This window comes from Gemmatimonadaceae bacterium, assembly GCA_036496605.1.
In the GTDB taxonomy this organism is placed as follows: Bacteria; Gemmatimonadota; Gemmatimonadetes; order Gemmatimonadales; family Gemmatimonadaceae; genus AG2.
On record DASXKV010000038.1, the window covers coordinates 29697 to 51741 of the forward strand.

Annotated in this window: 20 protein-coding genes; 10 read left to right on the plus strand and 10 right to left on the minus strand. The window is 64.7% G+C overall.

What is annotated here, in order from left to right; genetic code table 11:
- Nucleotides 1-3 precede the first annotated feature (3 nt).
- Together VGH98_15140 and VGH98_15145 are read right to left on the minus strand one after the other, a co-directional pair.
- Nucleotides 4-540 carry a hypothetical protein gene (locus VGH98_15140; protein HEY2377310.1) on the minus strand — a complete coding sequence of 179 codons (537 nt, stop codon included), beginning with the start codon at nt 538-540 and terminating at the stop codon, nt 4-6.
- Nucleotides 537-1925, minus strand: coding sequence for an Ig-like domain-containing protein (locus VGH98_15145; GenBank protein HEY2377311.1), 1389 nt, complete (start codon nt 1923-1925; stop codon nt 537-539). Before VGH98_15145 ends, VGH98_15140 begins: the two co-directional genes overlap by 4 nt.
- Before the next feature lie 505 nt (nt 1926-2430).
- On the opposite strand from VGH98_15145, the gene VGH98_15150 reads away from it, so the two are divergent.
- Both VGH98_15150 and VGH98_15155 read left to right on the plus strand, forming a co-directional pair.
- Nucleotides 2431-3732 carry a hypothetical protein gene (locus VGH98_15150; protein ID HEY2377312.1) on the plus strand — a complete coding sequence of 434 codons (1302 nt, stop codon included), beginning with the start codon at nt 2431-2433 and terminating at the stop codon, nt 3730-3732.
- A gap of 49 nt (nt 3733-3781) precedes the next feature.
- Complete coding sequence (locus tag VGH98_15155; protein ID HEY2377313.1) at nt 3782-4186, plus strand: hypothetical protein; 405 nt, start codon at nt 3782-3784, stop codon at nt 4184-4186.
- A 25-nt stretch (nt 4187-4211) separates the two neighbouring features.
- Here the strand turns inward: VGH98_15155 and VGH98_15160 are convergent, their stop codons facing one another.
- Nucleotides 4212-5648 carry a serine hydrolase gene (locus tag VGH98_15160; protein HEY2377314.1) on the minus strand — a complete coding sequence of 479 codons (1437 nt, stop codon included), beginning with the start codon at nt 5646-5648 and terminating at the stop codon, nt 4212-4214.
- Nucleotides 5649-5820: 172 nt separating this feature from the next.
- On the opposite strand from VGH98_15160, the gene VGH98_15165 reads away from it, so the two are divergent.
- Entirely contained in the window at nt 5821-6114 is a 294-nt protein-coding gene (locus VGH98_15165) for a hypothetical protein (protein ID HEY2377315.1), read from the plus strand.
- Between the two features lie 95 nt (nt 6115-6209).
- Here the strand turns inward: VGH98_15165 and VGH98_15170 are convergent, their stop codons facing one another.
- The 5 genes from VGH98_15170 to VGH98_15190 all read right to left on the minus strand — a co-directional run bounded on the left by VGH98_15170 (nt 6210) and on the right by VGH98_15190 (nt 13868).
- The gene (locus tag VGH98_15170; protein HEY2377316.1) at nt 6210-8831 is read right to left on the minus strand and encodes an ADOP family duplicated permease; all 2622 of its coding nucleotides are present in this window, start codon (nt 8829-8831) and stop codon (nt 6210-6212) included.
- Nucleotides 8832-8835: 4 nt separating this feature from the next.
- Complete coding sequence (locus VGH98_15175) at nt 8836-9180, minus strand: PadR family transcriptional regulator (protein HEY2377317.1); 345 nt, start codon at nt 9178-9180, stop codon at nt 8836-8838.
- A 103-nt stretch (nt 9181-9283) separates the two neighbouring features.
- Complete coding sequence (locus tag VGH98_15180; protein HEY2377318.1) at nt 9284-11989, minus strand: ABC transporter permease; 2706 nt, start codon at nt 11987-11989, stop codon at nt 9284-9286.
- 12 nt (nt 11990-12001) lie between these two features.
- Nucleotides 12002-12337, minus strand: a complete 336-nt coding sequence (locus tag VGH98_15185; protein HEY2377319.1) for a PadR family transcriptional regulator — start codon at nt 12335-12337, stop codon at nt 12002-12004.
- Nucleotides 12338-12446: 109 nt separating this feature from the next.
- On the minus strand, nt 12447-13868 hold the full coding sequence (locus VGH98_15190) for a M20/M25/M40 family metallo-hydrolase (GenBank protein ID HEY2377320.1): 1422 nt from the start codon (nt 13866-13868) through the stop codon (nt 12447-12449).
- A 60-nt stretch (nt 13869-13928) separates the two neighbouring features.
- Between VGH98_15190 and VGH98_15195 the strand changes: the two genes are divergently transcribed.
- The 5 genes from VGH98_15195 (at nt 13929) to VGH98_15215 (ending at nt 16563) form a co-directional block, all read left to right on the plus strand.
- Nucleotides 13929-14222: a hypothetical protein gene (locus tag VGH98_15195; protein ID HEY2377321.1), complete on the plus strand. Its 294-nt coding sequence runs from the start codon at nt 13929-13931 to the stop codon at nt 14220-14222.
- Nucleotides 14223-14312: 90 nt separating this feature from the next.
- On the plus strand, nt 14313-14492 hold the full coding sequence (locus tag VGH98_15200) for a hypothetical protein (GenBank protein HEY2377322.1): 180 nt from the start codon (nt 14313-14315) through the stop codon (nt 14490-14492).
- Nucleotide 14493: 1 nt separating this feature from the next.
- On the plus strand, nt 14494-14937 hold the full coding sequence (locus tag VGH98_15205) for a DUF3830 family protein (protein HEY2377323.1): 444 nt from the start codon (nt 14494-14496) through the stop codon (nt 14935-14937).
- Nucleotides 14938-15111: 174 nt separating this feature from the next.
- On the plus strand, nt 15112-15612 hold the full coding sequence (locus tag VGH98_15210) for a hypothetical protein (GenBank protein ID HEY2377324.1): 501 nt from the start codon (nt 15112-15114) through the stop codon (nt 15610-15612).
- 63 nt (nt 15613-15675) lie between these two features.
- On the plus strand, nt 15676-16563 hold the full coding sequence (locus VGH98_15215) for a creatininase family protein (protein HEY2377325.1): 888 nt from the start codon (nt 15676-15678) through the stop codon (nt 16561-16563).
- 2 nt (nt 16564-16565) lie between these two features.
- Here the strand turns inward: VGH98_15215 and VGH98_15220 are convergent, their stop codons facing one another.
- Nucleotides 16566-16985: a hypothetical protein gene (locus VGH98_15220; GenBank protein ID HEY2377326.1), complete on the minus strand. Its 420-nt coding sequence runs from the start codon at nt 16983-16985 to the stop codon at nt 16566-16568.
- 824 nt (nt 16986-17809) lie between these two features.
- On the opposite strand from VGH98_15220, the gene VGH98_15225 reads away from it, so the two are divergent.
- Together VGH98_15225 and VGH98_15230 are read left to right on the plus strand one after the other, a co-directional pair.
- On the plus strand, nt 17810-18436 hold the full coding sequence (locus tag VGH98_15225) for a hypothetical protein (protein ID HEY2377327.1): 627 nt from the start codon (nt 17810-17812) through the stop codon (nt 18434-18436).
- 233 nt (nt 18437-18669) lie between these two features.
- Nucleotides 18670-19233, plus strand: coding sequence for a carboxypeptidase-like regulatory domain-containing protein (locus VGH98_15230; GenBank protein HEY2377328.1), 564 nt, complete (start codon nt 18670-18672; stop codon nt 19231-19233).
- A gap of 105 nt (nt 19234-19338) precedes the next feature.
- Here VGH98_15230 and VGH98_15235 read toward each other — a convergent pair whose 3' ends face one another.
- Nucleotides 19339-22044 carry an ADOP family duplicated permease gene (locus VGH98_15235; protein ID HEY2377329.1) on the minus strand — a complete coding sequence of 902 codons (2706 nt, stop codon included), beginning with the start codon at nt 22042-22044 and terminating at the stop codon, nt 19339-19341.
- Nucleotide 22045 lies beyond the last annotated feature (1 nt).

Here is a 22045-nt window from a genome sequence, read left to right on the forward strand (position 1 = left end):
CCGTCATCGCACCGTGAACCCGGTGCTCGCACCAGCCGATCGCAGTCGCGAGCGGAGATCCTCGTGTTGCGCGGAGTGAAGCTCACTGAACGACAGCTGCAGCCCATCGAGCGCCGCCGCGCCGCGCGCGGTGCGTACCTGCCACGACAGGCGAAAGAGATCGGCGCTCGCGAGTCCGCCGACGGCAAAGCCGGCGACGCGCACGCTTGGACCGACGGCATTGCTGACGCGCGTGGCCTTGTCGTCGAGCGGGAGCTCGCCGGCAAAGCGAAGCGCGAGCGTGTCGTAGGTCACGCGAGCCGTGTAGCTCGCGACCCGTGGGGTGCCGTTAGGCGCGCCAACCAGCCGCGCTGTGACGCTGACGACCGAACCCATGCGAGGCGCGCTGTCCGAGAGCATGAGAACCACACCGACGTCTCGTCCCGACAACGTCGATTCCGGGAGGGCGCGTCGCTCGGGCTCGAGGCAGGACAGAGCGAGAACGGCCAAGAGTACGGCGCCCAGTCGCATCGGCCGCGCGAGGCGGTGACGAGGCATCATTTGATGACCAGTGGATAATGAGTGGATGTCGTTTGCGAGAGGAGCGACGATTCATCGAGCGCGACGACGTCGAGAGGGACAACGAACAACCCACCGGCGCCGCCAGCCGGGCCGAGGTCGGTGCGCGCGACGAGACGGAATGTGATGAGCTCCTCGCTCCCGCTCAGGCCATTGGCGTATGCGGCCGTGAGCCTAACGATTGAGCTCGTGTAGACCTCCGCGCCGCTGGCCGTGACGCCGGACCCCACGGAGATGGCATCGAGGAAGGTCGCAACACCCGTGGATTTCGGGGTCAGGTCGCCCGACCAGCTGACGAGAATGCTCGCCGCGCCCACGGTCGAAGTGCGGCTGTCCATCACCACGGTGACGGAGATGGTATCGCCCGCATGCCAGTTGGTGCGCGACAGGGTAGTGTAGAGCACCGGCCCGTTAGGCTTCGTGACTTGCACCCAGATCGAATCGGCGACGCCCGCAGTGGCGGTCGCGACGACCCAGGCCGCGCCCTCCGCGACGCCGGTGACCGTTCCGTGTGCGTCGACGCTCGCTACACTTGGCGCACGGGTCGCGTACGTAATCGCCACGCCACTCAGCGCCGCGCCCGTGCTGTCTCGCACCGCCGTTGTCGGAGCGACTGTCGCGTTAGGCGAGAGGAGATAGACCTTTCCCGCCGGCGACTCGTAGGAGATTGACGCTGGAATGGCGAGCGGCGGAGCCACGTTCAGCGCCGCCGACGTCGCCGCGGCGACGGCCGTCGCCGTGAACGTCAACGTCACCGGGCCCGATCCCGTGAGGCTCAGGTCGACGAAAGTCGCGACGCCCGCAACCGCGGTCACTGAGAGCGATCCGGAAAGACTCGCACTGCCGCTGCTCACGGCAGCAGTCACACTTGTCGTCGACGACGTGACGAGGTTGCCCGCCTGGTCTCTCACCTCGACCACGGGTTGTGTCGTGAGAGCTGCTTTCGACACCGCGCCGGCGGGCTGCGTTCGGATCGCGAGCTGCGTCGCCGCGCCGGGCGTCACGGTGACCGTAACGGAAGAGGAGGAAACGCTACCGGCGGATGCGGCAATCCCGGACGTTCCAGTCCGCGCACCAGTGACCCTTCCCGATTGCTCGATGATTCCGACGGTCGGATCCGACGACATCCACGTCACGGTCAGCCCAGGAATCGAGTTTCCGTCGCGGTTGCGGACGTCTGCCGAAAACGACACCGAGCTCCCCGAGGCGATGGTTTGCGACGTGGACGGTGTGATGACGACCGTCGCCGGTGTCGTGTCGGGCGCGGTGCCGTGATCGCCCCCCGAGCCTCCACAACCTCCAACCGCCAGCAGTCCAATGGCGAACAGGCCAATGGGACAACGCGCGCGTGCTGACTGCCTTCGCATGCGCATCTCCACTCGTGTGATCCAACGCGCAGCTCGCCACGAGCGACCCGCGGCCGAGCTGAATCCTGCGACACGAGCATAGGCATCCGGAGTCAGCCGCCGATCAGATCACGATCAGTTGGCGCGTATTAATGAGCGTCATCGTGGCCAGCACTCGGACTCGCGCACCGCGAGGCGGTGTCGCCGAACGACTGTCGGAGCCTCCACTGACGCTCAACTGATTGCCATCTGATCTGCTCGCGCGATGATGTGTGTTGCGTGATGCGCCCGATTAGCACCCTGACCCGCATCGCTACCGCACATACCCATGGCCACTTCCACTAGACGTCAACGATGGCTACGCCTCCCTATGGTTGTGGTGGCACTCGTCGTCGCCGCCAGGCGTCTCACGCGTGCCCAAGGAGGAAATTCCCAATCGGGCAGTAATCCCCCGAACATGGGCTTTTATCACGGCGGCTGGTGTTCGCGAACGGCGGCCGACATCCGCAGTCAATACGACGCGGCTATGCGCGAATACGCCGCCGCGGAAGAGAGGCACGCCGCCGCCGTGAGAGCGAGCGCGGATGCTGCGGCACACCACGATATCGAAAAGGCCGACCAGGCAACGGCAGCGGCGGACGCGGCGCAGGATGAGATGGACGAGCTCCGCAGCCTCATCGCGCAACTGCGACGCGAATGGAGCAACATTCGGGGGTCGTGCGGCCTTCCCAGCGACATCGGCAATCAGGATCCGGGTGCGAGTCCCGCACAGTCCTCGGGCTCGAGTCCGAGCGGCGGCTCCGGAGGAGGCGGCCGTGGGGCATCGGGCGGTGGAGGTGGTGGCGCGGGTAGCGGCTCGTCCGGCAGCAACACCGGATCGGCCGGGGGCGGGAACACTGGCGAGACTTCCGGGACGCTGGAGTACGAGTGGCTCGTCATTCCGCCGCCTAACGGCGCCGCGAACCGCCGCCAAGGATTCGGCGTGCTCCTCGGCCGCCACATCGCCGCACGAAAGAGCCTTCGACTCGCGCTCGACAGCATCGATCATCCCGCGCTCTTGCGCGACAGCGTCGGCGTCGTGAGTTCGCGAACGCTGCAACCCAACCCGGCGCCGGCCGACGCGTCACCCATTCTTCGCACAGGGCTCGAGGCCGTCGGTTTCCTCGAGCGTGAAGTCGCAGATCTGCAGGACTACCGAGTGGACTATGGCCGCTACCTTGGCGCGCTCGACGCGCGCAACACGGCGGCGGCCACGGACCAAGCCAACGCGACGATCGAGTTGATGAAGGACGCGATCAATTCCGCCAACGAGTCCACCGCCCGATTCTCGCTAACGGCAAAGGCGCTCGAGGCGGTGCTGGCGCCGGAGGCGTCCTTGCCGAGTGGAGCTCGCAAGCACTTTCGCCCTTCTATCGCGCCCAGTCTGGAGCAGGAGCTGGAAAGCGCCGGTCTGACGTCGAGCGACGTCGCTCACGTCATCGATGACATGAAGAGCACCAGGCCGGACCAGATCGATGCCAGTCTCGGTCGCTCAGCTCGACAGATCGCCGCGGATTTTCTCGTCGCGAACGCTCTGTCTGCGTCAGGCAAGTGGCCCCGGCCACCCGAGCTGCCCGAGCTCGATGGCGCGTATGCCATGGCGATGGCCGCCGTGGCGCGGCGCGTTCCCGACCACACTGAAGCGGCCGCGACACAGGCCGGAACGTCCGCGGGTGGAGTGTCATCCCATTCGAGCGGCGCGGCGTGGATCGTGGGAGGAGCTGCGGCTCTCCTACTCATCGGCGGTGGAGGATTCTCCTGGGCACGCGCTCGTCGGCGGAGCTCATGATGCCCGGGTTCCCTGAGCGTCGCGCAAACTCGAGCACGAAGGAGGACGCATGATCTTCTTCTCTCATATCTGGGATGGCGTGCTGAAACTCGCCTCGCTCTTCGCCGTGGTAATGCTGCTCATGACGCTGCACATTGAAGACCGCCTCGAGAGCATGGGCGTCTCCTCGAGCACGGCGACCTTCGTTGTGGTCGTGTTACTGATGGCGATCTGGATTCCGCTCTATCGACAGGGTTTGTCGACGCTCGCCGCATGGCTGTATGCAAACGTGAATCTTGGCGCGAGAGTCTCGTTCTCGGAGGCGCGGCAGCTCGCGAGAATCTTTCAGCTCGATCTCTCTCTGAAGTGGGTTCCGCTCAAAGAAGTGCGTCGGCTGCCGAGGCCGCAGCGGCGAGACGCCCTTCTCTCGGCGCTCACCGGCTTGATGCCGCATCGCAAGGCAATGCTGATCTGAACCGCCCTGTCCGAGTCGGGCACGACTAGTCGATTCGTTTCGCGTGGGCGCTCTCGCCGCCCTGGTGCACGATCAGCTCTATCGCCTTGCCGCGGCCATCCGTCACGAACGACACCCGCGCGTCGAACGCTTTCACAAAGAAATCGTGGTCGCCCTCCGGCAGGATCTCGAACGGCGGCTGACCGGCGACCTGCGTGAGGAAACGCTCATTCTCGCGCGTGACGGTCATGACTGCGCCGCCCGGCAGCTGGTAGCGACCGACGTACGCGTCAAAGATCTTCGGATCGATCGCCACTGCCCGATGCTCCTTCGAGGATTCAACCAGCCGTGAGAGAATGTCAACGGCGAGTCGGTCGCCGTTCACCTTCCCGCCCGTCACGTTCCTGAACAGCACGACGCCGACTTCCGCCGGCCGGCTGAAGTACATCGATGCGCCGTAGCCGGCCACGCCGCCGTTATGGCCGGTGAAGGCGAAGGCCTGGCGACGCATGGCCATGAACCCGAGTCCGTAGCCCGATCCCAACTCCGACGACGACGCCACCACGCCGCCGAACGCCGAGTCGAGGCGGGCTGACGGTAGCACGCTCGCGGGGCCGTGACCGAGCTCGAACTCCACGAATCGACTCAGGTCGTCGACCGTAGTGAAGATGGCGCCGTTAGGCACCTTGTATCCGCGCCCCTCGCGTCCCTCCTTCGCCGCCGTCAGGCTGTCGATCGCGCCGCCGCGGCTCACGTCATAGCCTGTCGCAACGTCGGCGGCGATGCTCGGATCGATCTCGAAGCGCGTACGCGTCATCCCGAGCGGCTCGAGTACGTGCGTCCGCTCCCACGTGGTATACGGCACGCCGGCGGCGCGGCCCAGCGCGGCGCCGAGAATGGCGTAGCCAATGTTCGAATAGAGGAAGCGCGTCCCTGGCATGTACGCGTAGCTGGTGTGCGGGAGCGCCGAGATGAGCGTTTCCTCCCACTTCGCGACGGGACCACTCCAGAACGGTCCTTCTTCGCGTGGCTCGCGCGAGAGCCCCGCGGTCATCGTCGCGAGTTGGAGCAGCGTTGGAGGCGAAGCGCCGACGGGCATCCCGCCGACCGTGCGAATCTCAGGGAAGAACTTCTCGACCGGATCGGCGAGGCGGACCTTCCCCGCCTGTTCGAGCTGCATCAGCATGACCGCCGTGAAGGGCTTCGTGATCGATCCGATGCGGTAGACCGTGTTGCGGTCGGCGAGCCTGCGCGTGGCACGATTCGCGAAGCCGTAACTCCTCGTCCACACGAGGTCACCACCGGCGACGACGCCGACGGTGATGCTGCCGACGCTGTCCTTCGCGAACTCCGCCGCGACGAGCGAGTCGATGCCTGGAAGCGCGGGCTCGACACGACGCGCGAGTGCCTGGGCGTCCAGCGTTGCCGCCGCGGCGAGCAGCAGCGGGATGGCGTTCGCGAAGACACGCGCGACGGTTTTCATGTTGGGTCTCCAGTAGTTGTCCATGACGAAGACAACAATGAGGTTCTTCCCTCATCATCACGTCGTATCATACATCGTCATGGCGCGACCAGCAGGGAAGAGCGCGGCGCGTTGCTCGCCCTCGCCGGCGGCATTAGCGTATTTTCGGGACATGCAGCGATCCGAGGAGCCAATGAATCCGAAGAAAGCCAAGCTGCTGGAGACTCTCGAAGAATCAGCGCGTGTCCACAGTGCGTCGCTTCTACGGAGTCTGGATATCGCCGCCCACCCCGAGAAGCACGGATGGCAGCGGAGCATTCTCACGGCCGTGGTCGTCCTTCCGCTCACCGGGCTGAGTGCGATGATTACTGAGGCCAACCGCTTCCTGGTCGCGCAGTCGGATGACGAGGCCTGGGATCGATCATCTCCACCACCGAGTGATGCGCGCGACGGCAGCAACGTTCTTCCTCCGGATTCCTCGGCCTAACGGCGACTGCTCGACACGGAAGTCGCCAGGGACGGCCTCGCGATCAGCGCTTCGGGTGTGGCTTGAGTGCGGTCCTGCCGGCTTTGCGTGCGCGACTACTCGACGCGCAGGGCGCGCGCGGGATCGATGCGCGACGCGCGGCGAGCCGGGACCAGACAAGCGATGAACGACACGGCCGACACCGCGAGCGCGGCCAGCGCGAACGCGACGACGTCGTGCGTCGGGACGCCAACGAGCCAACTGCTCAGGAAGCGACTCGTCGCAAACGCTCCGACCAAACCGCCGGCGACGCCGACGGCCGTCGTGCGAGCTCCCTGGTCGAGCAGCGCGAACACGACCCGTCTCGGGCCTGCGCCGAGTGCGAGACGGATCCCGATCTCCCGCGTTCGGCGTGCGACTACGAACGCGATCGTCCCGTACAACCCGATCGCGCAGAGCAGGAGCGCGAGCACGCCGGCCGCGATGAGAATCTTCTCACCGAGGTGAATCTCCACATAGCTCGCGTCGATCTGCGACGACATCGTCATCACCTCGGCGACCGGGACACCACGGTCGACTTCGACGGCGGCGCGGCGGAGTGTCGAGAGCATGTCGCCTGCGCGTGCGTCGACGCGGACCGCGAAGCGTGCGTCACGCTCCTCACCGAGTGCATTCTGCCAGAAGGGAAAGAAAAGCATGAGCGGTGTCGCGTCGCTGCCCATGTGCACCTGATAGTCGGGGACGACGCCGACCACACGGAACGGCTTGCCCCGCGCGTACACAGTGCGTCCCAGTGACGGATGACCGTGCCAGAGACGCTGCGCGAGCGATTGACTGACGACCGCGACCGGCGGGGCGCCGACGACATCGGAGTTGTCGAATTCGCGGCCGGCGAGAACCGGGATGCGCAGCGTCGCGAAGAAAGCCGGCGACGTGAAATGCGCTTCGACGTGGAGTGACGTGTCGCCGGCGGCGACGCCGACGCCTGCTTCGACGGGCGACTCGCTCCACACGAAGCCAATACCACGCGCGAACGCCACGGCCTTGACTCCGGGCACTGCCGCCAGCCGATCGCTCACGGCGCGAACGTACCGTTGGGCGCGGCCGGGCTCGTAGCGCGCGGCTTCGGGCCGAACGCGAACCAGGACAACGTTGCTCGAGTCGAACTCTTGCGCGTGCAGGAGATGCGCGAAGCTTCGCGTCAGCAGCGCGGCGCCGCACAACAAGGTCGACGTGAGCGCGATCTGTAAGCCGATCAAGCCGTAGCGGGCGCGCGCACGGGGCGATCCGCCGCTCGAGTTCTTCAATACGTCGGCTGCATTGGACCGCGCGGTCGTCAGGGCGGGGAACAGCCCGAACGCGATTGTCGCCAACGCCGAGATTCCGACGGCGAATGCGAAGGTGCGTGAGTCGAACGCGATCGGGAACAGGTTCTCGAATCCTTCGGAGTCCGTCGTGAAGACGCCGGCGAGGACGCGCGCCGTCCAGAGCGAGAGGATCGACCCCACGATTCCGCCGGCGACAGCGATCAACGCGCTCTCACACAGCAGCTGCCTAACGATCCGCCAGCGGCCGGCGCCGAGCGAAAGCCGGAGCGCGATCTCGCGCTCGCGGGAGACGCCGCGGGCCAGCAGCAGACCGCTCAGGTTCGCGAACGCAATCAGGAGAAGAACGCCGGCGATCGCGCCGAGGAGACGGGCGAGCGGCGCGTACTGTCGCTGACGAGCGACGGGCGCGCCCGCTGCACGAGCGACGGTGATGTGGCGAACGCTGTCATCGCCGATCGAAAGATGCGACAACGTCGCGCTGAGAGTGGCCATCGCCGCCCGAACGCGATCGACGCTCACGCCGGGTGCCAGTCGGACGAACGCATCGGCGTCGTCGCACGGAACTGGTGTTCTGCAACCCATGCCGATCGCGCTCATCATCGTCGTCGGCAGCCACACTTGAGTCGGCGGATAACCGAGGCCACTTCCGTCGAAGCCCTCAGGCCCGACACCGATGATGCTGAACGGTTGGCCCGCGATCTCGATGCGTTCGCCGATGACGCGCGGATCCATGCCGAACGCGGAGCGCCACAGGGCGTAGCTGATCACGGCGACCGGTTCGCGCCCGGGCGACGTTGTCTCGTCGGGAGCGAAGAAACGGCCGAGGTGGGGCGCAAGCCCCAGCATCGGGAAGAGCTCGGCCGATGCGTACGAGGTGTAGCGCTGCTGCAAGGCGCCACGCTCGCGGACGAACTTCACCCAGCAACATGCCTCGGCGGCGACGTCGTCGAACAGCTCGCGATGTTGCCGGAGGAGTGCGACACTTGCTGCGCCGACGCTGAGGTGCCGCCCGTTGTTGCCGTCTATATAGATGTGCGCGAGACGGTCGGCCGACGGCGCGTGCAGCGGCCGGAGAAAGAGCGCGTTGGCAAAGGCGAAGGCGGTGACCGACGCGGCAATCGCGAAACCGAGCGTCAGGATGGCGGACGCCGCGAAGAGTGGGCGCGTGCGAAGTGAACGCACGCCGAAGCGCAGGTCGCGCCAGAGATGCTCGAGGCGAGCGCCGGGGATCTCGTCGCTGCCGGCCTCCTGCCAGCTATCCATGCCGCCTAACGAGACGAGCGCGGCGCGGCGAGCATCGTCGGCCGACATGCCCGCGGCAACGTTCTTGGCGGTGGCCATGTCGACGTGGAATTGCAATTCCTCACGAATCTCCCGTCGCTCGCGCGCCCAGCGCAGAAACCCGAACATCCGATCAGCTCTGCGAGAGATTCATGATGAGATCGATCGCGCCCGAGAGTCGTTGCCAGGTTGCGTGCTCCACGCCGAGTTGGCGACGTCCCGCCGCCGTGATGGCATAGATGCGGGCCCGACGATTGTTCTCGGTCGTTTGCCAAGCCGACGTGATCCAACCTTGCCGCTTGAGCCGATAAAGAGCGGGATAGAGCGAACCCTGGTTCACCTGGAGCGCATCCTTGGACCAGTGGTGAATGCGCTCCGTCATGCCCCACCCGTGCATGGGCTCGAGCTGGAGTGCTTTCAGGATGAGCATGTCCAAGGTGCCTTGGAGCATGTCGCCGCGTGCGTCCTTTGATGACACGAAGGGCTTCCTCTCTGCTGTCGAGAGGAACGATCGTCACGCTTCTCTCGATTGTCAAGAGGTACTGTTGTGGGTTGAGGGTAGAGGGTAGAGGGCGCTGCGACTATTCGCCGCGCATGCTCAGCGTGGGATCCACGCTTCCCGCTCGTCGCGCAGGTAACCACGAGGCGACGGCGCTTGCGCCAATGAGCACGATCCCCGCCACAAGGAAAGTCGGCCAATCGATTGGCGACACGCCGAACAACAGCGCGCGGAGCACCTGCGTCACGCCACTTGCGGCGACAAGTCCGATGATCACGCCCACCGCGCATGGAGCAATACCACGCCGCAACGCCTCCCTACGAAGGCGCGATGGTGCGGCACCTAACGCGAGACGGATCCCCAGCTCGCGCCGCCGCAGGCGCACCGCGTAGGCCGTGACACCGTAACTCCCGATCGCCGCCAGGAGAAGCGCGATTGCCGCAAACGCCGACAACACCACCGCGTACAGCCGCGGTTCGGCCACAGCCCGATCGAGCGCCTGGGGCAGTGTTTGCATGCTATAAACCGCCACCGTGGGGTCGAGGGCGTGGAGGAGACGGCGAATCGCGGCCTCTGTCATCGATGGCGTTGCGGTCGTCCGAACGAGAAAGGCAGTCGCCATTGGCATACGCCCGTAGCCAATGTACGCGGTCGGCAGGTGTCGCTCGCGCAGCGAGAACGCAGTGGCGTTGGCGACGACGCCGACGATCTCACCTTCCTCCTTCAATTCGCTGCTCGGCGCCTTGCTCGTGTCGTGGCTCACGCCGAAGGTGACCCAGTGGCCGATCGGATTCTCGTTGGGAAAGTTCGCCCGCGCGAACTCCTCGTCGACGACGATCGCAGGCCGTGGAATCGGATTGACCTCGCTAGGCAGCAGCAGCCGTCCCGCGCGGAGCGGAATCCCCAGCGTTCGAAAGTAGTCCGCGGACACGGGAATCAGTCGCGCTTCGGGCCGTCGATCGTGCGGAACGGGCGGTCGACCACGCACGACCAGCGTCGTCCCCAGGTCGAAGTCGTAATCCGCATCGAGCGGCCGTGACGCCGCCACCGCAACCGACTGCACGCCCGGCAAGGCGTTGAGCCGCTCCAGCACCGTCGCCGCGAACGCGCGGCTCGCCTGGTCCGTCTCGTATTTCTTGCCAAGACGCGCATCGAAGGCCACCACCTGCTCCGCGCTGAAGCCGGGATCGACCATCAGTAGCCGCCAGAAGCTGCGCGCGAGCAGGCCCGCCCCGATCACCATCACCAGCGCCAACGCGGTCTCGGCCACGACAATCGCGCGCCGTGTGCGATCGCCCTCCGTCGTGCTCCGCACGCCGACGCCACTGCGCAGCGCGGTCGCCGCGTCGTGCCGAGCGACGCGAATCGCGGGTGTCGCGGCAAAGAGGAGCGAGGCGAGGAACGTGACGGCCGAGGTGAACGCCAGGACCGTGGCATCGACGTGGACCTGCGTGATCCGCGGCAGCTCGGCCGGCGCGAATCGAACGAACAGGTGCACGGCGCCGTCGGCGAGGGCGACACCGAGCGTCGCGCCGATGAAGGCAATGAGTAGGCTCTCAACCATGATCAGCCTAACGAGCCGCATGCGGTCCGCGCCGAGCGCGCTGCGTACCGCGATCTCGGAGGCGCGTGCATCGATCCGCACGAGCAGGAGATTCGCAATGTTGGCGCACGCGATCAACAGAACGAGGGCGACCGCGCCAAGGATGGCCCATAACGGCGTCGTGACGCCGCCAAGGAGATTGTCACGCAGCGGCGACGCGCGCGGCGTGTAGCCGCGGTCCGCATCGGGATATGTCTCGGCCGATCGTGCGTAGAGTCCGCGCAGCTCAGCCATGGCGCTGGCCATCGAGACGGCGTTTCGAATTCGCGCCAGTGCGTGCAGCATCCTCGCGCCGCGATTTCCAGCGTCGATCTCCCACGGCTCCCAGACCGTCGGCACCCACAGGCTCGGCTTGTTAGGATACTCTAATGCCGCCGGCGCCACTCCAATCACGCGCGCTGGTGCATCGTCGAGCGTGACCGTACGACCGATGATGCCTGGATCGCCACCGAACTCGTTGACCCACGTGCGCTCGGCGAGGACGATTCCGCGGACGCCGTCCTTCGTGGTGTCCGGTGCGCCAAAGAAGCGCCCGCGCAGTGGAACGGTGCCGAGGAGACCAAAGAAATTGCTTCCGACGCGCGCACCGCGCAGGCGGATCGCCGTGCCATCGGCGCGCTCGAGCCGATACGCGCGGCCGCTCTGGATCGGCGCCATACCGACAAAGCTGCGATTCTCGCGTTGCAGATCGATGAAGCCGAGCGGCGAGATCGCGTCCTGGTCTTCCTCCCCATTGCGCGCACTCGTGATCTCGATCAGCTGGTCCGGCGCGGTGAAGGGAAGTGCTTTGAGGATCACTCCATCGACGACGCTGAAGACGGCCGTCGTGGCGCCAATGCCAAGCGCGATCGTGATGATTGCCGTCACCGCAAAGCCAGGCGATCGCAGCAACCCCCGCGCGGCAAATCGCATGTCACCGCCTAACTGCGAGAGCCAGTCCCGCCGGCGCGCCTGGCGCTCGCGTCGCGCGTCGATCGCGGCAAGCTCGTGGCGCGCCTCGGCGACATTACCGAATTCTCGCTCGGCAATACGTGCTGCCTCGCCGCGCGTCGCGCACACGCCCGAGCGCAGCAGCTCCTCGATGCGCGACTCGATGTGAAAGGTGAGCTCGTCGTCGACGGCCGCGATCCGAGACCGATTCGTTTCGATGCGGAAGAGCCGGCGCAGACCTGGAATCATCGACATGGTGGCCTCGCGTTATGCGTGCGACGCTTGCAGGACTTTGAACACCGCCGTCGCGTACTCCGTCCACGTGCCGGTTTGCGCGCGAAGCTGTCGCCGTCCGGCCGACGTGAGCTGATAGTACTTGGCCTTGCGATTGTTGTCGGAGAGTCCCCACTCGCTCTCGACCCACGCGCGCTGCTCGAGTCGGTGGAGGGAGACATAGAGCGCTCTGTCCTCGACGGTGAGCGCATCGTCGCTCGTGTGCTTGATCCAACTCGCGACCGCGTAACCGTGGCGCGGACCCCACGAGAGGGCCTTGAGGACAAGTACGTCGAGTGTGCCCTGGAGGAGCGCGAGATCACCGACCATGATTGTCTTCCCCGGAACATTTCCGGGAAGACTAGGTGGCTCGCCCCTGGAATGTCAAGAAGGGAAGGGGAAACGGAGGCTAAGCCTCTAACCAGTTACGCCGCGAGCGTCAGAGTGCCTTGAGCAATCGATAGGTGAACTCCAGCTGATCGTAGAATCCTTTTACGCTGATGCGTTCATTGAGCCCGTGAGCTCGCGTGTCGGCCGGGATGTTCGGATCGACGAAATATCCTGACACGCCGAACACTGGAAAGCCCGCATTGCGCAGGAAGAGGCCGTCGGTCGCACCAGTCTCCATCTCGGGAATGACCGGGAGCGGCCCCCAGATCGACGCCGTCACCGAACGAATCACCTCTTCCACCGCCGGCGGCATCGGTGATGGAGGACTCGGTACGGCGGTGTCCGCGCGCGCAATCGCCACCGCGGTGTCGGCGACGACGGTGTTGAGTGTACGCTCAACATTAGAGGCGTCCACTCCCGGGAAGATCCGGCAGTTCACGGTTGCGCTTGCGCGCTGGGGAAGCGCGTTGACGGCATGCCCACCCTCGAGCATCGTTGCGACGCACGTCGTGCGAAGCTGCGCATTGTAGAATGGCGAACGGCCGGAGAGGTGAGCTGCGGCGGCGCTATCGGGAGCTGCACCAGTGCTCACGGCGCGGAGCTCGGCTGAGAGCGCGCCAGTCTGGAGCGCGGCCGTGCGCGCAAAATAGGCACGCGTGATCGCATCGGTCTGTGGTGGAAAGTCGTAGGCGCCGAGTCGATCGAGCGCGTGCGCGAGGCGATAGATGGCGTTGTCTTTCTCCGGCAACGAACTATGGCCACCGGGATTGCGAACCGTTAGGCGGTACGTCTGAAACACCTTCTCGGCTGCCTGCACATCCATGGCGACGGGTGTCTCGCCTCGGAGCTCTCCGCCACCAGCGTCGGCATTGAGGACATAGACAGGATCGCCGAGCAGATCACGCCGATGGGCGAGGAGCCACTGTATTCCGTTGTACCCACCGCCACCCTCCTCGCCGGCGGTGAGCGCGAGGATGTAGTCACCGCTTGGAACGTATCCTTCCTGCTTCATCCGCAACAACGCCGCGACCCATGACGCGTCGCCGTTCTTCATGTCGAGCGTGCCGCGACCATAGAAGTGACCGTCGCGCTCGACGAGCTGGAACGGATCGAGCACCCAATCGGCGCGCCTTGCCTCGACGACATCGAGATGGCCGATGAGGAGAACCGGACGTCGCGCGCCGCGACCACGGAAGCGAACGACGAGATTGCGATCCTTCGCGTCGCGCCCGGTGTCAGGGCCGACGATCTGAACGTCGCTCGCTGGAAGCCCGGCCGCGCGAAAGCGTGCGGCGAGCAGCTCAGCGGCTTTCGTGGTGCTCCCGACGGAATATGTCGTATTCGTCTCGACGAGCTCGCGGAGCAGGCTTCGGCCGAGCGTCTGATATGGCGTGAGCGGCGACTGTGCATGGAGGAGAGACGCGACGCCGGTTGCCGCCAGGAGCGGGAGCATCAATCGGGAATAATTCATCGATACTATGTAGCGATGCGCTTCCAATGAGGCCAGGTCTGGCCATTGTGAGAAGCTCCCGTGGGACACATTATTTGGCTGAGCATCAGCACTCAACCGCCCTCATTCAACGATGAAGGCCTAACGAGTCACAGCTGGGCACAGACAACCATGAACCCTCGCGTGCCAGGGCTTGTCGCCCTCGTCGTCGGCTTCGTTCTCATCGCTCACGCCGTGCTCGCCTTCACGAAGCACCGTTGGGTGACTGGCCTCGTCGAACTTATCGCGGCCGGTGTGCTTCTCTGGCACTGGTGGCTCCGCGGAAGCACCGTCTCGCTACCGGGACCCGCGCAAAGCAGGGGAGCGTCAGAGTGACGTAGCGGGCTGCTCCAGCCTGTACGAACGTGCTCATCGTCAGGTCAGCCAAGAGCACTTGCCTTCATCTTCTTCTGTAGAGGCATCGTCATGTACGATGAGACAGCGCTCGCGAGCCAGATCGCGGCGACGTTACTTGCCGCCTCACCTGGCTCGACGGGCTCGGATTCTTACGTCCAGGCAGCGGTGAAATCGGCGTTCCGTATCATCGACGTCGTGCGTGAGCAACAAAGGCAGCGACAGCCCGCGGCAGAGGCTGCGGACAAATAGAATGCGCGCAGACATCGTGATCTCGGTCGGCGACGACCTGCAATTCATCGCCTGCACGGAGGATGAGCATTGTCCGCGCACGTGCGACATGTTCGTGAACGCTCTACCGTTCACCGCGCGGCTCATCCAGGCGCGATGGAGCGGCGAAGCGGCTTGGGTGCCACTGAGAGGAAGTGCGCTCGACGGCGCCGTGACCTGGTTCGAGAATCCGACCAGTCATCCGGCACCCGGTCAGCTCTTATTGTACCCCGGTGGACTGAGTGAGCCAGAGCTGCTCGTCCCGTATGGACCAACGACGTTCGCGAGCAAAGTCGGTCAACTCGCCGGCAGTCACTTTCTCACCATCATTCGCGGTCAGGAGCAGCTGAGCGCGCTCGGTCGCCGAGTGCTCTGGGAAGGAGCGCAGGAGATTCGCATGAGCCGGGCGCTCGATCACGCGCGTTAGGCATCGTTCGCCTCAGCACCCTTGTCGGCGTTTCCCCTTCCGTGACCGTCATACGCCCCACAGCATTTCCGCCGAATACCTGACAGAATTTGCGTCGGTGCCCACCTAGTTTGATGTCGTCGGACCTGCTAACTGCCGTAGTCGTGATCCACCAGAAAGATTTGGGCGACATCCATGACGGCGCTCCACGAACGCTGCCGCGGCGATCTCGCGCTGATCGGGCAAGGGCGAAGCGAAGTGGGCCTCGCAAGCCTGCTGCAGATAACGCTCTCGAAGTTGCGCCTGTTCACGGGAGAGCCGCAGTCTGCACCGTCGGGGTTCTTCGACACGCTCGCCGAGATCTGCCTCCTTCGCCACAATGCGATTGCCTTCTCGGAAGGGCCGCAGTCGTTCATGCCCACCGCTGAGTCGGCGCATTTTCTCGAATCGAGCAAGTTGTACGCGGAGGAAGCGGCCCGACTGATCGCTGTCGCGTGGACCGCCATGCGAGAGTCCTTACCAAAGCAGATGCCGAAGCGAGCACTGTATCGGCGTCTCAACGCCTGGCTCGCAACCAATCCCTGCGAGTGGAGAAATCCGGCACGGAGTCTCGAGGAAGTCGCTGCTCTCTGTGGCAAACCGGTCGATCAAGTCCTTCGGGACATCGGCTTCACAATCGATGACAGCAGCAGCTAACTCTGCCCTGGCAGGCGCGCGATTATTTGCTACAATCAGCCGCACACCAGCAGCGGGGAACACGTGCGCAGATCGTCATCGCTTTCCATAGCGCTACTCTTCGCGTCGACCGCAGGGGCGCAGTCACCCGTAGCGCCAGGCCGGCCGTCGGTCCACTGGGAGGAGCTGACTGCAGCCGACTTCCGTGATGCCATCGGGCGTGCGCAGGGCACGTGCTTGCTCCCGTTCGGCATCCTGGAGAAGCATGGGCCACACCTCCCGCTCGGGAACGACCTGCTCAACGTGCGTTACGCAGCGCTCAACGCCGCCCAGCAGGAATACGCCGTGGTGTTTCCCGAGTACTACTTCGGCCAGATCTTCGAGGCGAAGCATGAGCCCGGAACCATCGCGTACAGCCGCGGACTGCAGCTGCAGCTGCTCCAGGAGACGACGGACGAGATGGCCCGCAATGGCTGCAAGAAGATCATCATCGTGAATGGCCATGGTGGCAACAACAGCCTGCTGCCTTATTTCGCGCAGACGCAACTCGAGGCGCCGCACGATTACGTCGTGTACGTGCAGGGGCTCGCGCGCAGCGGACCGGGTGAACCGAAGCACCGGTCGAATCCGGCGACGGACATGCACGCCGGTGAGAGCGAGACATCGATGAGCATGATCGCGCGGCCCGATCTCGTGCACCTCGATCGCGCGGCGCAGGAATCGGGTGCCGATCAGGGGCGCGTGAGGCTACCGGACGGCCTGTACACCGGCATCTGGTGGTACGCGCGCTTCCCGAACCACTACGCCGGTGAAGGCGCGGCCGCGTCGCGCGAGCTCGGCGAGTTCGAGATGAAGACGTGGATCAATGCGATTGTGCAGTCGATCCGCGCCGTCAAGGCGGACCAGGAAAGTCTGCGGCTTCAGAACGAGTTCTTCGAGCGCAGCAAGCACCCGCTGGACACCCGGCAATAGTTCTACTTCTTCTCATCAAAGCTTTCGAGTCGCCAACCGTTGTCATCGCGTCGAAAGTGTCCGGTCAGGGTCGTCGTGAAGAGGCGCTCCGTTGCGTCGGACCACTTCGGCCGATGAAGAAGCTCGCCGAGCGCGGTGCGTTCCTGTGTGATCTCGAAGTCGGCAACGGCTGAATCCTTGCCATTCGAGTCTTCAGGAATCCCGACGACGTCGGCCTTTGTGTGAGCAGTCTCCACCATCCAGTAACTCGTCCACGGACTCTTGCTCGCATCCTCGGCTTCGTGGAACGCCGCCTTGTCTGCTTTCCGCGTGAGGACGGCGCGGCAGTGTTTCTTCTGCCGCGGGTCGGATGGTGCATCTACATCGGCAAGGTCCATCCAGCCGGCACTCGACAACAGAATCCACGCGGAATCGCCAGCCATTTCCGCGGTGGCAGGATCGTCGCTGTAGATCGCTCGGCAATCCGCTAGAGTTTCATGGGCTACGCGTTCACTGTCCGGCACGAGCAAGCGGTGAATCGTCTCGTGGCGTTGAATTGCCGTAAGTGCATCCTCTTGCGTCAAAGGATGCTGACACGCTGCGGAAACGAGGGCAGCGAGAAGAATGAGGTAGCGGGTATGCCGAACTCTCATATCAAAGGCCGATGAACGAGGCGACAGTAATACAGGCAGGGACATTTGCCTCAAGGACGCTCGATCGAGCGGTCCGGTAATCGGCGCAGCGGGCGGGAACGTCTTGTGGTTACGTTACCGAGTGGGTTCCGTCGGCAGCGCGTCGTGAAGCGACGTGCGCCCGGACGACAACTTCGGGAATGAAGCTCCGTCTCGGGATGGCACGCTGAGTACCGCTCATTCAGACTCGCCGGGTCGTTGGGTCTCACGAAAATAATCAACGCCAGGCTCGCCACAGGTGAGGACTCAACGCGTGTCCTCACTGCGAATCGGGTAGATCGTCTGGACAGCATCTGCCGGTGATTCGCAGCCAATGGAGGTAGATGAGCCGCGACGCCGGGTGCCGATCAAATGTTTGGTCGTTAGGCAGCGCGAAGCAACGCCGCGGAGCCGAGTATGCTGATGGCCAGAAGCGAGGGAGCGACGCGCATCTGGCGCTCCCAAGGGTCCCAACGGTTGTGTTCGAACAAACCCGGTCTTCCTGCGCGACGACCCCGTGACGTATCTTGACCCACACGGGATCGACGCGTTCAAAGACTCCGGCCCGGCCGTACGCGGCCACTGAAGGTGTAGTAATGAGGTTTCCCCTCGCGTTTGCTTTCGCTGGTCTTGTGGTGCTCGTCGCCGCGCGAGCCGACGCACAGACCACAACTGCGACGGCCGCAGATACCGTGCAACGCAGCGATTCGACGCCGAGCACTCGCTATCGATACGAATCCTTCGCGAGCTTCGCGAAGCACACCTTTGGACCGATGCCGCTTCTGCGCGCGACGGCGTTCGCGGGCTTCGATCAGTGGCGTCGGCAGCCGGTTCACTGGACGCAGACGAGTCGTGGATTCCGCGACCGGCTGGACAGTCGGCTTGGCGGCGAGGTGCTCGGTCACTCTATTCAATTCGCGTTCGAACGTGCGGCCCACGAGCAGCCGGAGAAGTTTCACGCGTGCCAGTGCGAGGGCCTCGAGCCGCGCACGTTGCATGCGCTCCTCACGCCGCTCCGCGTCGAGACGCCTAACGGTCCACGACTCTCGGCGATTGCGCCCTTCGGTGTCGTCGTCGGCGCGCTTGCGGTGACGTCCGTGCATCCTGGCGGCTTTTCGCTGTCGCGTGGTTTGGAGGGTGCAGCGGGCGGTGTCGCGTCGGCAGCGCTCACGTCGGTCGTGCGCGAGCTCTGGCCATGGCACTGGCGGCCGCCGGGACTGTAGACGTTAGGCGCGCGCGCTGACGTCAACCGTTCCCGGCGCCACGAATCGACGGAGCTAGAATCACCATGTGCTCGGTCAGCCATTAGAGACTTTGTGACAACACAATCGAGTCGAATTGTCTTTCTGGTCATCCTCGTGTGATGCGAGTCATGGGAGACGGCGGTTACGCTCCGACGTCATGAGTTGTCGAGTCTAGTAGTAACACTCGCATCTCATCAATCAGGAGGGCATCCATGCGCGGCTCATTATTCGTGCTTGCGATGGCGATGTCGCCGTTCGTTACCACGGTGTCGAAGGCACAAGCCCCGGCGTCGACGAGCAGCAGCTCGAGGCCGATGTGTCAGTGGGATCCCGGCAATCCGTCGGCAAATGGCGAGGCGAACCGCACCAAGAAGTGCCCACCCCCGCCGCCTCCCGCCACGGGCAAGGTGACGATCACCGGTATGGTCTTCTTCGACCTGGCGCCTTATGACGGCATCTTCGATCCAGACAATGAGAACGGGATCGCCGGCTGGACGGTCGTGCTTATCGGTCCGACGGGTCAGTTGACGTACAGTACGGCGACGGACCCGAACAACCCCGGCTTCTTCAGTTTTGCCGGCCTGCCCTCGAATGCCACGTACACGTTGTGCGTGCAGCCCGCGCCGGGTTGGACGCAAACGGCACCGATGGGTGGCGCATCGTGCACGAGCAGCGTCGGAAGCAGCTGGGGCTACACCTTCGCCGTTCCTGCTCTTGCGGGGGACGCAGTGGTTTCTGATCAGAATTTCGGATTCTACAGCAACCCAATGCACTAGCCGCTGTCGTTGCCTAACGCGATGGGCTCGGCGCATAACGCCGAGCCCATCGCCCCGTGTAGGGTTAGGATTGGTCCTGTGGTACAGCGACACCTTGGTGCCACCTTACTCCGCCCGCAGAGCCTCGAGCGGGTCGACACGACTCGCTCGCCACGCCGGCAATGCGCTGGCCACTCCCGCGACGACCATCACCAAGAGCGTTACCAGAACGAGCACGGTGGGGTCGCGCGGCGCAACACCGTACAAGAGCGACGCGACGAGACGTCCCCCGGCAATCGCCAGGGCGACTCCAGAGACTACACCCACGATGGTCACGCGAAGGCCGTGCCCAACGACCAGGCGAACGATGTCGCCGAGACTCGCTCCAAGAGCCGCGCGCACACCCATTTCGTGCCGGCGTTGACTGACGTCATGTGAAAGAGTGCTAAAGATCCCGACGGCCGCGACGATGAGCGCCAGCAACCCGAAGATGCTGAACAACGTCGCGCCGAGCTCCCACGGCCGATACTGAGGCGCGAGGACGTTGGCCATTCGGAGCACGCGTGCTTCGCCACCCGGGAAAATCCGCGTGACTTCATTCCGCGCGACAAGTTCCACGCGCGCCGCCTGCTCGGGCGCAACGCGGACGATCACGTAAGCCGGCAAGGCGTCGCCAGTGCGAGGCGCCGAAACGTAGATCTGGCGCACCGGCTGCTCGAGGAGCCCCGCACGGCGTGCGTCGTCCACCACGCCGATAACGGTGACGCAAGGTGCCGACGGTTCGCCAATACGCAAGCACTGGCCGATTGCGTCCTCGTGCGGCCAGGACGAGCGCGCGAGTGTGCGGTTGACGATCGCGACTCCGCCGTTCTGAACGTCGCTCGCCGTTAGGCCGCGCCCGCGGACTAGACCGAGTCCAACCGTTGCGAAGTACTCCGGTGACACGGCCGTAACGTTTGGCACGCCGTCACTCCACTTGGGCAACGTGTCACCGCTCGCGTAGAAAACGGTGTTGAATGCAAAGCCGTACATCGGTGACATATTTGCAAGAGCGACACGCTCGACTCCGGGGACTCGTGCGAGCCGGGCAGCCAACTCCAGAATGCCCGCCTCGCGGGCAGCGTCGTTGGCTTTGCGATCACCGCCATCGAAGTGCACCGACACCGAGACGAGCCGTTGCACATCATATCCGAGATCGAGCGCACGGACGGCATAGAGGCTCTTCACGAACAACACGGCACCGACAAGCAGGACTGTAGAAAGAGCCGCCTGCGTCACGACAAGCATCGTGCGCAACCGCGAGCTCCGTACACTCCCTTCGCGCCCGCCGGACTTGAGTGTTTGGGTAATATCGGTGCGGCTCGCGCGGAGTGCCGCGCCGATCCCAGCGGCGATGCCGGTGACGAGAGTGACCAGCACCGTGAACGCGGCGACGCGCCAATCCAGAACACCGGATGCCCAGTGGATCGACGGGAACAGGAGCCGACGCAGCAATGCCCCGGCCCACCCTGCAATGAGCAATGCCGCCGCACCCGCGGTCATCGCCACCAGAATGCTCTCCGCGAGAAACAACTTCACGATACCGGCTCGCCCGATGCCTAACGCGGAGCGAATGGCGATCTCCCGCCGCCGTTGAATCGATCGGGCCAACAACAGGTTAGCCACGTTCGCGCAGGCGATGAGCAGGACGATCACGGCAACGCCACCCAGCCTGATCGCAATGGAGGCTTCCTGCTCAGGTTCACCGGGACCGCGCGCCGCAACGAGTGGTCCCGCGTGCACGCGCGCGTTGCGGCCTTCGCGAGCGTCAGCAAATCCGTGCTGCGCCGCCACGCTTGCTGCCGCCTCGAGCCGCGCCCCGCTCGTGAGCGACGGGCGTGCCAGAACTTGAAAGCCGTATAGCCAGCGCAACTGGTACCACGGCGGCCCGTTCTCCTGCTGCCCCATTGGAGACAGCTCGGCGAGCATGCCCAACGGCACCCAGACGTCAGTCGCGTCGAGGTCCGTGCCGTTGAAATCGCGCGGCGCCACGCCGATCACCGTGAGCTGATGCTTGTTGACGACGATCTTCTGGCCAATCGCATCCGCTGGCGATCCGTCGAAGCGGCGACGCCAGAACGCATCGCTCACCACCGCAACTGGCGACGGTACGTCGATGCGGTCCTCGTCTGGAGAGAAGAAACGCCCAAAGGCGGGATGGACACCTAACACGGAGAAGTACTGCGCACCCGCCATCGTCACGACTGTCGACGGCTCCGGGTCAGCGCCGAAACGTTGTCCTTCTTGCTGATACGTGGTGATCGCGGCGACACCATTCAGACCATCACGCATTGCCTTCACGACCGGGATGGAAAAGGGCGCGTTTGGAAACGATCGGCCGCCTCCTTCGCCGCCCTGCCAGTACAGCCTCCTGACCTCCTCCGGATGACTGATGCCAGTCGGCATCTGAACGAACACCCGATCCAGAAGCGAGAAGAGTGTGGCGTTGACGCCGATGCCTAACGCGAGTGTGACGATGATGGTCGCGGCGAGACCGGGCGTGCGACGCAGGCCCCGCACCGCGTACGCAAAGTCCTGTCGCCACTGCTCGAGCCGGCGTGCGCGTGACCGTCCCGCGTGCACACGTCGGTCAATTTCGCGGAGTCCTTCCCGCACGGCGTTTATGTCGCCGAACTCACGGTCGGCGGCGCGCCGAGCATCGTCCTCAGTGAGACCTGTTGCGACGAGTGACTCGATACGCTCCTCGAAGTGAAAGCGCAGCTCGTCATCGAGATCTGCATCGATGTTCGAACGCCAGAAGCGGAGATATCGCCGCCACGTTGCTTCGGCCATC